The 15,208-nt window shown below is 53.9% G+C and carries 13 protein-coding genes; all 13 read right to left on the bottom strand.

Translation table 11 applies throughout. The annotated features are described in order from the left end of the window. Positions 1–12 precede the first annotated feature (12 nt). The 13 genes from KHS78_RS15760 to tsaB all read right to left on the bottom strand — a co-directional run bounded on the left by KHS78_RS15760 (position 13) and on the right by tsaB (position 15,185). On the bottom strand, positions 13–564 hold the full coding sequence (locus tag KHS78_RS15760; protein ID WP_211829432.1) for a response regulator: 552 nt from the start codon (positions 562–564) through the stop codon (positions 13–15). Between the two features lie 14 nt (positions 565–578). Then, positions 579–1,622, bottom strand: a complete 1,044-nt coding sequence (locus tag KHS78_RS15765) for a diguanylate cyclase (RefSeq protein WP_343216923.1) — start codon at positions 1,620–1,622, stop codon at positions 579–581. Continuing rightward, positions 1,619–2,671, bottom strand: coding sequence for a chemotaxis-specific protein-glutamate methyltransferase CheB (cheB, locus tag KHS78_RS15770; RefSeq protein ID WP_211829433.1), 1,053 nt, complete (start codon positions 2,669–2,671; stop codon positions 1,619–1,621). The genes KHS78_RS15765 and cheB overlap by 4 nt, the downstream gene beginning before the upstream one ends. After that, positions 2,668–5,622 carry a hybrid sensor histidine kinase/response regulator gene (locus KHS78_RS15775; protein ID WP_211829434.1) on the bottom strand — a complete coding sequence of 985 codons (2,955 nt, stop codon included), beginning with the start codon at positions 5,620–5,622 and terminating at the stop codon, positions 2,668–2,670. Before KHS78_RS15775 ends, cheB begins: the two co-directional genes overlap by 4 nt. Before the next feature lie 13 nt (positions 5,623–5,635). Continuing rightward, entirely contained in the window at positions 5,636–6,373 is a 738-nt protein-coding gene (locus KHS78_RS15780) for a chemotaxis protein CheW (protein ID WP_211829435.1), read from the bottom strand. A 52-nt stretch (positions 6,374–6,425) separates the two neighbouring features. Continuing rightward, positions 6,426–7,796 carry a CheR family methyltransferase gene (locus KHS78_RS15785; RefSeq protein ID WP_211829436.1) on the bottom strand — a complete coding sequence of 457 codons (1,371 nt, stop codon included), beginning with the start codon at positions 7,794–7,796 and terminating at the stop codon, positions 6,426–6,428. Further along, entirely contained in the window at positions 7,786–8,271 is a 486-nt protein-coding gene (locus KHS78_RS15790; RefSeq protein ID WP_211829437.1) for a chemotaxis protein CheW, read from the bottom strand. The genes KHS78_RS15785 and KHS78_RS15790 overlap by 11 nt, the downstream gene beginning before the upstream one ends. 78 nt (positions 8,272–8,349) lie before the next feature. Then, positions 8,350–10,497: a methyl-accepting chemotaxis protein gene (locus KHS78_RS15795; RefSeq protein ID WP_211829438.1), complete on the bottom strand. Its 2,148-nt coding sequence runs from the start codon at positions 10,495–10,497 to the stop codon at positions 8,350–8,352. Between the two features lie 93 nt (positions 10,498–10,590). Next, positions 10,591–12,042, bottom strand: coding sequence for a methyl-accepting chemotaxis protein (locus KHS78_RS15800; protein ID WP_211829439.1), 1,452 nt, complete (start codon positions 12,040–12,042; stop codon positions 10,591–10,593). Between the two features lie 463 nt (positions 12,043–12,505). Beyond that, positions 12,506–12,787: a peptidylprolyl isomerase PpiC gene (ppiC, locus tag KHS78_RS15805; RefSeq protein ID WP_211829440.1), complete on the bottom strand. Its 282-nt coding sequence runs from the start codon at positions 12,785–12,787 to the stop codon at positions 12,506–12,508. Between the two features lie 81 nt (positions 12,788–12,868). Further along, positions 12,869–13,693, bottom strand: coding sequence for a class I SAM-dependent methyltransferase (locus KHS78_RS15810; protein WP_246506557.1), 825 nt, complete (start codon positions 13,691–13,693; stop codon positions 12,869–12,871). Continuing rightward, positions 13,690–14,493, bottom strand: a complete 804-nt coding sequence (locus tag KHS78_RS15815; RefSeq protein ID WP_211829441.1) for an undecaprenyl-diphosphate phosphatase — start codon at positions 14,491–14,493, stop codon at positions 13,690–13,692. The genes KHS78_RS15810 and KHS78_RS15815 overlap by 4 nt, the downstream gene beginning before the upstream one ends. 17 nt (positions 14,494–14,510) lie before the next feature. Beyond that, entirely contained in the window at positions 14,511–15,185 is a 675-nt protein-coding gene (tsaB, locus tag KHS78_RS15820) for a tRNA (adenosine(37)-N6)-threonylcarbamoyltransferase complex dimerization subunit type 1 TsaB (RefSeq protein ID WP_211829442.1), read from the bottom strand. Positions 15,186–15,208 lie beyond the last annotated feature (23 nt).

The following is a 15,208-nucleotide window of genomic DNA, read 5'->3' on the forward strand; positions in this document are numbered from 1 at the left end:
GCGGTCGCGACGTTAGCGTCTATGGCGCCGCCACTTGACTTTGTCAATGGCTTCATCCCAAATCCCCTGGGTAATACCGGGGTAAACACGTTCAAGATCACTGATTGCACTGTGGCTATAGACCTTATGATCCAGAATATAGTCTTTCTCTGACCTTTCGGGCTTCGCCGTTTTCTGTTTCTTCGAGGTTCTGATCACATCATCAGCAGTCTTCAGCAGCTTATCGTCCTGATAGGGTCGCGTCATAAAGTGTATGGCGTCCGATTGATGAGTATCATGCGCCACTGCTTTCATATCACTGAAGCTACTGAGTACCAGTCCAGCCAGCCCCGGCTTTATCCCCTGCATTTCCTGAATCAGCATGACACCATTCTTATCCTTAAGCCGGTAACCACTCACCACCAGGTCAAACACCTGCCGTTTAACCTGCGTCAATGCATCCCGCCAGGTCAGGGCCACTTCACACCCATAGCCTCGTGATGACAGCAGGTTGCGCAACGTCTCTACCGGTTTGGGATTGTCATCAACCAGCAGCACACGATAACGATAACTGCGACTACTCATGTTCGCCCCCGACATCATGATGATGCACTATTCCCCTCAGCCGATTCAGACGCCTTGACGACCTGGTTTCGGCCCTGTTCCTTGGCTTCATACAGGGCTTCATCCGCCTGCTTGATCAGCTGCTCTGTTTCAATATCGCCCGGCGCTGGAATACAGCTTGCGACACCCAGGCTAATGGTGACCCATTCACACACCTGAGACTTGGCATTCTCCAGATGAAGTGCTTCAACCGTACTGCGCAGCTCCTCACCAACACTGGCAGCCCCCTCCAGATCCGTCCCGGGCAGCAATACCGCAAATTCTTCCCCGCCATAACGGGCGACCATATCAGCCGGACGCTTGAGACAACCGGATAGCGCCTTGGCCACCCGGCGTAACACTTCGTCACCATGCTGATGGCCATAATGGTCATTGCACTTCTTAAAGAAATCGATATCCATCATGATCAGGGACAGCGGAGCGCTATCCCGGGTTGCCCGATCCCACTCGGTATCAATCGTTTCCTGGAAGGTACGGCGGTTAGGAATACCGGTCAGGCCATCCATACTGGCCAGCTGTTGCAGTTTGATATTACTGGCCGCCAGCTTACGCTGACTGATATCCAGTGCCCTGAAAGCCTCATCACGCTGCAGCAACCGGATATAGCATTGTGAGTGATAACGAATCCTCGCCAATAACTCGATGGATTCCGGCAGTTTGATCAGGTAATCATTGCCGCCGGCACTGAAAATATCCGCTTTCAGCTTGGCATCATCTTTCATCGATAGTGCCAATACCGGTACGGACTTCGTCGCCTCACTGACCCGGAGGTAACGCAACAGCGTCAAGCCATCAATATCCGGCATCACCATATCGAGCAGGATCACCGTTGGCTTGAGCTGCTCGGCCACATCCAGGGCAGTACTGGCATCCGCGCAATAATGCATGCGCAGATCGTCTTCCCCCTCAACCATCAGACGCAGGGCTTCCGCCACCATGGGGTCATCATCAACCAGCAGCACCAGGCAGTGATCCTGTGTGTCAACCAGATTACCGGCTGAGTTGTCATCGGTTATCACAGGCGTCTCCCTCCCTGACTATTTGCACCGTTCCGGGGCAAAGTGATCACCTCACGTAACCGTCGGCCAATGTCCTGCGGTGTCATAATGTCATCGGCAGCACCGCGCTGAATCGCATCCTGCGGCATGCCATACACCGCGCAACTGGCTTCATTCTGGGCAAAAGTGTGATATCCCAGCCGCCTGAGGGCCAGTAGCCCCCTGCCACCATCACGCCCCATCCCCGTCAATAAAACCGCCATCATCCGGTCGCGCCAGTACTGACCGGCACTGCAGAAAAATTCATCAACGGAGGGCCGGTAAGGATTTTCAACTGGTTCACGGGTATACGCCAGCCTGCCTGTCGGATCCATCACCAGGTGATCATTCGTTTTTGCCAGCAGCACCGTGCCCGCTTCAGGCTTTTCTCCGCCCTGGATGATACGGGTTGGCATCGGAATTTGTGAATTCAGCCACTCCGCCATACCGGAGGCATACTCTTCGTCCACATGCTGAACAATCACGACCGCCGCCGGTAAATCAACCGGCAGTTCTGCCAGCAGAAGGGCTACCGCACCAGGGCCGCCTGTCGAGCAACCAATCGCTATCAGCATGTCTGAGTTCTGGGGAACCTGTTGCCTTGCCGGAGTACCGGCTCTGGAGGTACCTGTTCCACCGAACTCGTCATCCTGGACAAGCGTTCTGACCGACTTCATCTTGCTGAGAAAATGGGCAATGCTATCCGCCTGATCAGAAGGCATTTCCACGGCATCCAGCGCACCGACAGACAATGCCTTGAAGATACCGGCACTTTTGTGCTCCGCAGTGGTGATAATGACAATGGCGCAGGGGTTGTCTTTCATGATATTGCGGGTGACCGCCACCCCGTCCTCTTTGCCTGGCAGCGTCAACGCCATGAGAATCAACTCAGGTTTCTGGTTCAGGCAACGGCGGATTGCGGCAGGGCCATTACTGACTTCCCAAAGTACCTGCCAGCCCAGTTTATCACGCACCAGGCGGGCCAGTTTCTCGCGCTGCACTAATTCCGGCTCGACAATCCCTATCCTCATGGGTTCATGCCATCCCCGCTGCTTCGGGTCTCGTCAGACTGTGCATTGCCAATAAGGTCCTTGACGGTACTGATAAAAGTTTCATCCATGAAACTGCCCTTGGTGAGGTAATGATCAGCGCCGACTTCCATCCCCCGCTTACGGTCAGATTCCCGGTCTTTGTAGGAAATGATAATGACCGGCAGATGCTGCATGTGGTGCTCACTGCGAATGTGCGAAATGAACTCAAATCCATCCATGCGCGGCATGTCGATATCGGAAATCACCAGGTCATATTCATTCATCCGTACGGCATTCCAGCCGTCCGCACCGTCAACGGCAATATCCACCCGGTAACCGTTGTCTTCCAGCAGACTACGCTCCAGCTCTCGAACCGTCATGGAATCATCGACCACCAGCACCCGTTTGGCCGAAGCAGCCCGTTCATCATCCGTGGTACCACTGTCGCATTTATCCACCCGACCACCGGCAACCAGACGCTCTATGGAGATCACCAGATCGTCCGCATCCAGAATCAGTATCGGCGTCCCATCATCCAGGAATGCGGCCGAACTGATATCCTTGATTTTGCCCATGCGAGGGTCAATGGGGCGTTCAACCAGGGTGGTTTCACCAATCACGGAATCGACGGTCATGGCGTACTGATGTGAACCCCGCCCCAAAACAATGGCTTCCTGTCGACCCTCAGGGTGTTGTTTTTCGGCTAACTCCAGTAGTTGGTGGGCATTCACCAGCCCCAGCTGAACCCCACTGCTGTCACGCAGATACTGGCGGTTCTCAAGTATGTTCACAGCGTCAGAGGTGAAGGTCAGCACCTTGTTGAGCGGGCCAACCGGCAGGGCATAATAGAAACCCGACACTTCCACCACGACACAACGCAGCATGGACAATGTCAGCGGCAGGAGCAGCTCAAAACAGCAACCCTTGCCTTCTTCCGAGTGGATCACGATACGGCCACGCAGTTCCTGCACCATCTCATGAATCAAATCCATGCCTACACCGCGGCCAGACACCGTGGTCACCTTGTCTTTCAGTGAAAAATTGGGCAACAGCAGGAATTCATACAATTCGGTATCAGACATATTGGCCACCATATCTTCGGTCGCCATGTTCTTCTTGAGGATGGAAGCCCTTAGCTTCTCACGATTCACGCCGCCCCCATCGTCCTTGACAGTCACCACTAACAGGCCCGCTTTATGGCTCGCCTCAACTACGATGTGGCCTTCTTCAGGCTTACCGCACGCCAGGCGTGCATCCGTCGTTTCCAGCCCATGATCAAGGGCATTCTGGATCAGGTGGGTCAGTGGTACATTGAGCCGTTCAAGGATATCCCGGTCAACCTGGGTGTTCTCCCCCCGGATTTCCAGGCGGGCTCTCTTACCCAGTTTTTGGGATACCGTACGCGCCAGACGCAGCAATCCCTGTGTCCCTTCCTTGAAAGGACGCATACGATGTCCGAGCGTCTCGCGCACCAGCTTATCGGTCAGCCCGGTGGTTTTGCGCTCATAATCCTCAAGCACCTCACAGTTGTGATCGACCGCTTCCTCAATTGCGAGGGATTCCCGCATCAGTTCTGTCAGGTAGTGCCGGTCACTCTCATCAATCTGATAGCTTTTCAACAAGGCGACACACTTCTCAACGACCTGGTTCATGGTGCGGGCATTGCGTCGCAGCTTGATATTTTCCTGCCAGAACTTTTTCAGCTGGCGGGACTCAACGGACAACTCACCAGCCAGTCCGATGACCTTGTTCAGTTTTTCAGCATTTACACGGATGACACGTTCTGCGACGGCTTCTTCGCCATCCGCACTGCCAACATCACTGGATTCACTGACTTCCTCAACGACGTCTGGCGCCGGCTGACGCTCACTACTGACTTCTTTGGCCTTGAAACTCCCGGGATCTGTCAGCACCTTGCCCAGCTCTTTATTGAGTGACTGGTACTGCGTCATGGCCGCCTGATCAATACCACTTTGCTGCGTCGCCTGCTCTGACAGCTGCACAATGCTGTCCACACCTTTCAGCAGTAAATCAGTATGGTTGCTGTTAATGGTAATCTGTTGTTTCTGGGCGCTGACGAAGATATCTTCCAGGGTGTGCGCCAACTGCATGACCGGATCGATATCCGCCAGACGGGCGCCACCCTTGATGGTATGCGCCATACGCATCATGGTCTCAAGCCGTTGCGGCGAATTCAGCCCCTGCTCCAGTTCCAGCAGGTGCCGGGTCAGCACCTCAACCCGCTCTTCCAGCTCTTTCCAGAAAAAAGAGCGCATTTTCAAAATGGCCGGCGTGACTTCTTTTGAGGGTGCCGGTTCAGGTGGTTGCTCTGCAACCGGTTCTTCTGTTGAAGGTGAAGGCGCAGACTCAGCCTGCTCCGCACCCTTTTCCGTTGTTTCCTGTTCAGCCTCCACCTGCTGCGACGAATCATCATCAGGTAACGTCACGGCCTTCGAATCAGCAGCTTCAGGCGCCTTTTGGGCTGTTGCCGGTGTTGTCGCCAGTTGAGAACTGAGATCCGACGCTTCGCGAATCAGTTCAACACTGATCTTCTCCTTGCTGACCGCTTCACGGGCAATGGCGCACAGGCAGTCGCAAGCCTTGGACAAGGTAGGTAACTGTTTTTTGATGGCTGCTTGCTGCTCTCTGCGCGCCTCTGAGACATCCTGACACCAGTTTTCACAGTAGAATTCACACCACTGCAGCATCGCGTCCAGCAACCCCATGGCATTGGTGACCTTGGCCAGTTTGGCGCCACCACGAACCGTACGGACCGACGTGGCCATTTCGGTCAGGTCGACCCGCTCAATCCCGGCACTGGATTTCAGTTTCAAGAGTTCCTGAAACTTACTGGTCTGCTTGTCAACTTCAGTCTGAAGCAGCTTACGAGCAGCCATAGCCGGATTGTTTTTCTTTGACTTGCCCTGTTTCTTGGCGTCCTTGTCTGTCATAACACTTTGTCCATTATTTCATGGCTTGTTCCAGGCCATAGAGCAGCAGGCTTGCATCCAGTAAACCCACCAATGTGCCCTCCAGTTCCAACAATCCGATGCTGTATTTCTGCACCGCCTTGCTGACCGTGGACGGTAACGGCATGACTTTGTCAGCACTGTACCTCGACTGTCCCCAGACCTCATCCACCTCAACAACGAGTGGCTTGTCTGATTTTCCCAGTGTCACCATTCTGGGGTAGGCCTTGTTGATTTTTCCCGGCCCGTTATCGGTATCCTGTGGTTGACTGGCTGAAATACCCAGAAGCTTTGCCAGGGAAACTACAACCAATGCATCCCCATCAATATTGGCAATGCCATTGATCCCCTTGTTGCTCCTGTGCGGCACCCAACAACACGGCTGCGGTTTCAGAATATTGCCCACCATGGCCGTATCCAGCGCAAACCACTCATCGCCCAGGCGAAACAGGGTCACCTTGCGCAATCCCGCCTCCGTCTGGACCTTGGCCTTGCGGTACAGTTCACTGTACTGCTGCATTTCCTGCTCATCGGCCAGTGCCTGCCCGGCCAGGCAATGCCGGCCGGCCTGCACATAGGTGGGACAGTTACGGCAGTGAATGACGTCCTTTAACTCTGGGCAGGTGGCGCCATTCGTCGCCCAGACGCCGATTCGTTGCCAGCAGGCATCAATGGATTCCCGTGAATCCGCATCTGTCTGGATCAATTCCGAAGATGACTCTTCTTCCGCCATACCTAACTCCTTTTACAGCACACCTGCCCTGCGATGTCCTCTGTCAAAATACCTAACCGATCAAGCGGCTTAACCGTGACCTGAGATTTTCAGCCTTGGCCATCTCCCCTTGCCGCTCACACACCATAGCGCCATGGAGCAGCGCTTCATGATGTTCGGGATGGAGGTAAAGCACTTTACGAAAATACTGGAAGGCCGATGCCCATTCACCAGCGGCTTCGCTGATCACACCCATCAGGAACTGGGCTTCAACATTCTCGGGATGTCGACGCATCAGCTGCCGGCACGCGTCCTTGGCTTTTTCGAGCTTGCCGCTGTCCGCCAGCATTTCAATCGCATCCAGCTGATCCTCCACACTATCGGCAGTCTCTGACGGCTTGGCTGTCCGTGCATCCCGGAGGGTTGCAGTCTTCACCGCTGGACGCACCAGCTCATCGGTCTGTCGAGAAAACGCCAGCGTAGATGACTTATTTGTCGTGGATGAAAAAGCGGAGGTTTTCGGTGATTCAACCCCAGAACGCAACGCTGGCTTGCCCGGCTGAGTGGATAGTTTCGCCGGTTTATGTTTGGTGCCTGGTGTCGCCACAGATTTTGATAGTGGCGGCATCACATTGACCGCCAGCGCGTCCCGGGACGCCTTGCTGAAGGCAAAGCGTTTATCGCGGGCCAGGGTATGGAAACCCAGCTGCGCAATACTGGGCGCCTCACAATGGCCCACCATGAGGATGCCGTCTTCGGCCAGGCTACGCTGGAGCACTTCTGCCATGCGCCGACGGCTCGGGGCATCCAGGTAGATCAGGAAGTTCCGACAGAAAATCACATCATACAACCGCGGTTCGGCATTATTGGCCAGCTCCAGCAGGTTCGCCTGGTGGAAACTGACACATTGCTTCACCATCGGTTTCAGGCTGAAGCCATCGCCGTGCTGCTTGAAATAGGGTTTGGAAAAATCAGGCATGGTGCCGCGGAAGGAAACCCGGCCATATTCGGCCTTCCGGGCTTTGCTCATGGCGTCCGTGTTGATGTCATAACCATCCACCACAAACTGGTCTTCCTGCAACCCGATATCAAAAAGCGCCATGGCAATGGAATACGCTTCCTCACCACTGCTGCAAGGCATACTGGCGACCCGGAACTGCGAGAGGCCATTGAGCCGGCTCCGGCTGCTCAGCGCCTTTTCCTGCAACACGGAAAACGCCCTGAACTCCCTGAAAAACCAGGTTTCACCGACCGTAATCTCATCCACCAGCGCGGTCAATTCCACAGGGTCTCCCGTCACCTTCATGAAATAAAGGTCGGGATTGTCCAATCCGGCAGCGCTCATCCTGCGCTTGATACTCTGCTCAATGGCCTCCTGGCCAATGGACTCAGGATCCAGCCCAATATGTTGCCGCAACAGACCAGTCAGCGCGTTAATTGACATGACTCACTGACTCCTCATCCAAATGGTGCTGTGGATAGAGCTGGCCCTGCAGATCCGGTGGCAAAATATCATGCACCTCGAGGCGGTATAACAATTGGCCCGTCTCCAGCGTGGCGGCGCCTGAATAGGGAATATGCCCGTTATTAATCACCTGGGGGTTGAAGGCGTCATCATCCAGTTTCATGGTTTCCGTCGCCTGTTCGGTAATCAACGCCAGATGGAGGGTCTCACCGGCAATTTCGCGGTAGTTGACAATGACGACGCGGGTGCTGGTATACCGGGCGCTGGGCTGCTCATTGAACAGCATGGCCAGGTCAATCACCGGTATCAGGGCGCCTCGATAATTCAGGGTTCCAGCGACAGCAGGTGAGGTATGCGCCATACCATTGACCGGGATACAGGGAATCACCTCAACGATAGCGCCACTGGCAAGGGCATAAATTTGCCCGGCTATTTCAAAGCGTAAGTAAATCATTGCACTGCGTCATTCCTTGACTAATGATTAAATCGTAACTTGATCGCTCTGCGTCAAATCTCCCTGGCTCTCGCCAGATCAGCGCTGCTTACTGTCGTCGACCTGGAAGGCCGAAACCGACTGCTGCAGCCGCTCTGATTCTTCATTCAATTTTTCCACCACACTGTTGGACATCCGCATGGAATCATTCAGATTCCGGATGGTCTCGCCCAGTTGTGACAGGGCTTCCTGAATCTGCTCAGCACCATCGGACTGGGAACGCATGCCCTGGTGTACCGACTCAAAATGCGGTGCCAGTGTCTGCACTTTCTCAACAATCTGGCTCAATTGATCACCCACCTGGCGGGTATCATCCACCCCCTGGCGGATCTCATCCGAGAATTTTTCCATACCCATGACACCGGCAGACACCGCCGCCTGCATCTCCTTGACCATTTCTTCGATGTCGTAGGTTGCCACCGCCGTCTGATCCGCCAGGCGACGGATTTCCGTAGCTACGGTGCTAAACCCGACGCCATACTCTCCGGCCTTATCTGCTTCAATGGCGGCATTGACCGACAGCAGGTTGGTCTGATCGGCAATCTTGTTGATGGTGGTCACCACAGCATTGATATTGCCGGCTTTCTCATTCAATACCGTCAACTTGTCTGAAATATTCTGGGAGGCAGACACCATCTGTTCCACCGTGCCCCGCATCCGGGTCAACCCTTCATGACCATGCTCTGCCAGTTCCGACGTATCATCCACCGCCCTGGCCACTTCATCCATGTTATTCACCAGTTCCCGGGAAGTGTGCGCGATGTGCTGGGAGGTCGCCATGATCTCATTGGTCGTGGCTTCCTGTTCTTTCGCAGACGCTGCCTGCTCCTTGGTCGTCGCACTGATATTGACGGCGGAACTGGACAGTTGCACGCAGGATTTCTGCACATTGTCGACAATACCGGCCAGGTTATCGGCCATCTGGTTAGTGCCATCCTTAAGCGTGGCAAAGTCGCCATTCACATCCAGCGTCACCCGCTCGGAAAAGTCACCCGCCGAAACAGCAGCCATGACCTCATGAACCTCGGCAATTGCTTTCTGTTGCCCTTCCAGCATCTGGTTAAAAGCCCGGCTGGCCTGACCGGTTTCATCGGTACTGATCACGTCAAGGCGTCGGGACAGGTCACCGCTTTCCTCAATGCTGACCATCATATCCGCCATGGCCTTGATGGGTCTCGAAATCACACCGGCCAGGTAAATCGCCAGACAGATAATCAATACCAGTGCCACCAGACCTATGATAAAGATGGTGTATTGTGCATTCCGTATGGGCTGGAAGGCTTCAGCCTCATCAATTTCTGCCAGTATGGCCCATGTGATGTTGTCAGCCACTTTCACCGGCTCATAGGCGGACAGCACAGGGTTACCGTTATAATCAATGACAATGCCCGAACCCGCCTGACCTGATAAAGCTGCACGAGAGGCATCCGTATCGACTTTGCCAAGGGCTGGATTGGCAAAGGAGGCCACCACTGTATGATTCACTGGATCCAAGAAGGAATCAGAACGCATCAACTGGTCGCGCCCAACGAGATACGTTTCTCCGGTTATCCCCATCCCCGTGCGTTCAGTCATGACTTTATTGATTTCATCAAGGGACAGTTGCAGCGCAAGAAACATGACCGTCTTGCCCTTGGCCTTCACCGGCATGGCAATAAATGCTGCTGGCGCGCCGGCACTGGGTGCGTAGGGGGCGAAATCCACCATAGCGAATGTATCCGTATTCATCGCCATCCGGACAGCTTCGCCCAAACCACTGTCCTTGTATTTGCCGGTCAGCAGATTGGTCTGGTAATCACTCTCATGGGTCACCGTAAAAAAGCAGTAACCCGTTAAATCGATGAGAAACAGGTCATAGTAGCCATTGCGCTCGATGTATCGTGAAAAAATGCGCATCCCGATTTCATCGAAATGGCGACGTGCCTTCTTCAGGCCCTCACTTTCTATTTGAAGGGTAAGTTCGTCTGCCAGCGTTTCAATCTCATCACGGTTCTTTTGTATCAGATTCTGAAGCTGGTGGGCTTTTATGGTTCTTACGGCTTCCAGATGCTCAAAGGCATTACTTTCCAAGGCGTCGGCTTTAATCATCAGACCGACAAACCCAACAGTAAAGGCAGGAACCAATCCTGTAAGAATCAAAATAATCAGTAGCTTTCGCTTGAAGTCCAGGCGATTCCACACGCTCATTAGTTCACTCCTGAAAACATCCTTGTTTCAAGTTTCAGCCCATCAAACACTGAAACATTGTTCAACCACGCATTGCTATTGAATGAATCACTGTCATTCATCAAACCGGAATACAGACACTGATTGCTGCAAACGATCCGATTCCTGATTCAATTCATCCACCACACTGTTTGACATCCGCATGGAATCGTTAAGATTGCGGATCGTTTCCCCCAACTGGGAGAGTGCTTCCTGAATCTGTTCAGCACCGTCCGATTGTGAACGCATGCCTTTATGCACGGATTCAAAGTGCGGTGCAAGTGTCTGGACCTTTTCAACAATCAGGCTGAGCTGGCCGCTGACATCACGGGTATCATCCACACCCTGGCGAATCTCGTCCGAGAATTTCTCCATGCCCATGACCCCTGCGGATACAGCAGCCTGCATTTCCTTGACCATTTCTTCGATATCGTAAGTCGCCACAGCGGTCTGATCGGCCAGGCGCCGGATCTCGGTGGCAACCGTACTGAAGCCCACCCCGTATTCACCGGCTTTATCCGCCTCGATAGCCGCGTTCACGGACAGCAGATTGGTTTGATCGGCAATTTTATTGATAGCGGTGACTACTGCATTGATATTGTTGGCTTTTTCGTTGAGAACCGTGAGTTTGTCGGAAATATTCTGGGAAGCCTGCACCATCTGCTCGACAGTGCCACTCATACGGGTCAGCGAACCATGCCCCTGCTCCGCCAGACCGGAGGTTTCATCCACCGCCCGGGCCACTTCATCCATGTTGTTGACCAGATCACGGGCCGTTTGCGAGATATGCTGGGAGGTTGCCATGATTTCATGGGTCGTGGCCTCCTGCTCCTTGGCAGAAGCCGCCTGTTCCTTGGTCGTTGCACTGATACTGACGGCGGAACTGGAAAGCTGTACACCCGACTGCTGCACATTATTGACCAGCCCAGAAATACTGTTGGCCATATTGTCAAACGACTGGCCGAGCAGAGCGATTTCATTATCGCCAGAAAGGTTAAGCCGGGCTGAGAGGTTACCCTTGGATATCTCCTCTGTCGCCACAACGACCTTATCAAGCCGCCCCGTCAGCACCCTGGCGTACATAATGATGATCAGTATCACCATTCCAATAACAACGAGACAGACAAATAATAAAATCCTGATCATGGCTGCTGTTTCAGACTTGACCAATACTTCAATCTCATCGATCAGCGCTTCAAGTTCATGAAGAAGCGCCTCTTCCTCTCCAGCCGTTCTGGCATCAATCTCTCTAAAGTTCAAGGGATCATGCCGATCAAAGACCGCCAGTGACTCCTTATGATGGAGAACTAATAGGTCATGATGCTCAATCAGTAAATCAATACCACTAGTGTCTACATCAAGCTCAGCGAGTATGTCTCGAACTTCATTAAAATGCTTGATCGTCAACGTTTCCATATCCTGGAAACGTTTAAGATGGCGCTCATACGCCTGATCATCATGCCCGCGAAGCAGGATGTTTTTCCATTCATCCATCTGTATCGCAAAATCAACTTCAGACTTTTCCAACAGAAGGTCTGCATGGTTTAAATCCTGTGTTCTTTGAAACAACCAAGCTGCCGTAAAACCCAGGCTTCCGAGTGTTAGAACAAAAACAAATCCCATAATAATGAAAAGCTGTAACTTCAGCTTCACATTATTCATAAAAAGATTAAACATACAGATTCCCTTCCAATCGAGCGATTATCCTGCAGATCGCATTCCTGAACCGGAAAATTCTCTTCCGCAACTAAGTAAAAGCCTAGCCGATTCTGTATCCAAAATTCCCATCGGATGGCTGACAGCAAATAAAAGAGCAGAGAATTTAAATCACTTTCAATGCCTTAAATGAATTACTCGCTAATTAAATGGCATTGATTATTAATAAAGGCGACCTTACCCAAAAAACGTCAACTATTTATTACTGGCCATTTAATCACTGATTTTCGATTGCCTTATCCACAGCCTCCCTGCTGCTGAATAAATGCGACTATTAGCTACGGTAGAGGACTTTAATGATATGAAAGCCAAATCGGGTCTTTACAGGCCCGATTGGCTTGAGGAGATCGCCTGAGAACACCGCTTTTTCAAAGGAAGCGACCATATCCCCTTTCCGAAACTCTCCCAGGTCGCCACCCCGCCTTTTGGAGGGACAGATCGAGTACTTTTTCGCTAACAGACTGAAATCACTCCCCTTTTCCAGTTGCTTGAGAAGCTCCAGGGCCTGTTTTTCGGTTTTAACCAGGATGTGCATTGCTGCCGCTGTACGTGCCATTGTCTCTCGAATACGCGTAAATCAATGAAAATGAATAATACAGGAACCCACCCTGTCACCGTCAATGGGGCTGACAACCCATCATGCGGGCTCAGCCTGGCGGATACTGGCAAGGGTATAGACATCAAACCGGCCGGATTTCCCTTCAAGACGATAATTTGGCATTTTTCCGCCAAGGTCAGGCGCCTGCCTGGGGCGCTTGACGACCACCCGGAAACGGGCAAGGGCCAGTGCCTGCGCCAACAGCCCGTCGGCATCGACATCTTCCCCTACCAGATCCTGGAATAAACGCATCTCCTTTTTGACCGCCGCCGCCTTGCGACGGTGAGGAAACATCGGGTCCAGGTAGACAACATCCGGTCGATCCGCCGTTTCCTTGTCAGCCATGGCTGCCATAACACTCAGGGCATCACCGGGCGCCAGGGTCATGTTCTGAACGATAGCGCTGACCTCAATATCATCCGCAGCACGGCGCAAGCCATCAATCAGCAGGGCCTGTACCACGTCAGAACGCTCAATCAAGGTCATCCGGCACCCCAGGGAGGCCAGCACAAAGGCGTCGCGCCCCAGGCCTGCGGTGGCATCCAGCACATGAAGCTGCCGTTTACCGGCATCCGCCAGGCCAACGGCTTTGGCGATATCCTGCCCTTTCCCGCCGCCAAAGCGGCGGCGATGGGCGGCGGAACCACCAACAAAGTCGACCCTCACCGGCCCGGGCGCGCCCTTGCCAGTCAGCTGCAGGCCCAGCCCCGCTTCGCTTTCGTAAAGGACGGCATCAACGGTATCCAGCATTTTCATCGGCTGATCGGCCACCAGCGGCAAACCTAACTGATGAGCCAGATGGCTCATCCGCTCATGAATACCGGCAGCCGGTGAAGCCATCACCGCCAGCTTCAAGCGACTCATAGCCAGAGCACACCCAGCAGCACACACCCCAGCAGCAGACGGTAAATGACAAATGGCATCAAACCGATACGGTTGATGAAAGCCAGGAAATAGTGGATACACACGAAGGCACTGACCGCCGAAATGGCGATACCGCTGATTAAAATCCCCCATTCAACAGGCACATTCGCTGATACCAACTGCAGGATTTTCAGGCTGCCGGCCGCCACGATGACGGGAATCGAGAGCAGGAAGGAAAACCGGGCCGCCGCATCGCGGGTCAATCCCAGGAACAGGCCGGCGGTCAGGGTAATGCCGGAGCGGGAGGTTCCCGGAATCAGGGCAATCGCCTGGGCAAAGCCAATAATCAGCGCCTGCTTCAGGGTCAGTTTCTCAAGGGGCTGTGACAACGTCCCCCGGCGATCTGCCCATCCGAGCAACGCACCGAAGATCAGGGTCGTACCGGCAATCAGGGTGGCTGAGCGCATGGCATCATCCAATCCTGTTACGCTCAGGAAACCACCAAAAATCACGGCGGGAAACGTCGCCCAGACCAGGTACCAGGCCATCCGGCTGTTCTGGGTCGATGGGCCGCCGGTGACACTTTTGCTCCAGTCGACCAGCATCCGGATCAAATCCTGCCGGAAGTAAGCCACCACGGCCAGCAGCGTCCCCAGATGAACGGCCACATCGAATGCCAGTCCCTGGTCAGGCCAGCCCAATAGCTGCGAGGGCAGAATCAGGTGCGCGGAACTGGAAATCGGTAAAAATTCCGTTAAACCCTGGATCAATGCCAGGACAATCAAATGCAGTGTTTCCACAGCTAAGGCTCCATCACTCAGCGTTCATGTTTTTTCTTGGCCACGTCGTCGCGCAGATACACGGGCAGCGCCTGCTCAGCGGCGACGCCTTCCCTGCGCGCAAAAGCGACCGAGGCCAGCAGGGCAATATCCGCCGCATGGGGATAGTCATCGGGATAACATTGGCTGACGGGAACCGCGATACGATCCCGGTAGAGCCAGCCAGAGCCAACGCCCACCAGGTTATCCGGCACAGTTTCTACGGTTACCGCTTCCGGTGGGGAAACCTGCTCAGCCCCCTGCAACACCATGACGCCATTGTCCGCACTATAAAAGGCCTGATAGATTTCATCCATACGGGCGTCAATCGTCGCCAGCACCTGCTGGGCGCCATATTGGCGCAATCCCAGCTGCGCCAGCGCCGCCAGGGTGGATACCGGGATCACCGGCAGATCCGCCCCAAACGCCAGCCCCTGGGCAATACCTGTGGCAATACGCACCCCGGTGAACGCTCCCGGCCCGCGGCCAAAGGCAATGGCATCCAGCGCCATCATCGACTGACCGTGCTCAGCCAGGATCGCCTCAATCATCGGCAGTATCTGCTGGCTGTGCTGCCGGGGCAGGATATCGAAGTGTTCGCGCACTTCGCCATCCAGATAAAGGGCGACGGAACAGGCTTCCGTGGCCGTATCCAGTGCCAGAATCCTGGGCATAATTACACTCACTCCGGGAATAA

This window comes from Kistimonas asteriae (assembly GCF_018263925.1).
Taxonomy (GTDB): Bacteria; Pseudomonadota; Gammaproteobacteria; order Pseudomonadales; family Endozoicomonadaceae; genus Kistimonas; species Kistimonas asteriae.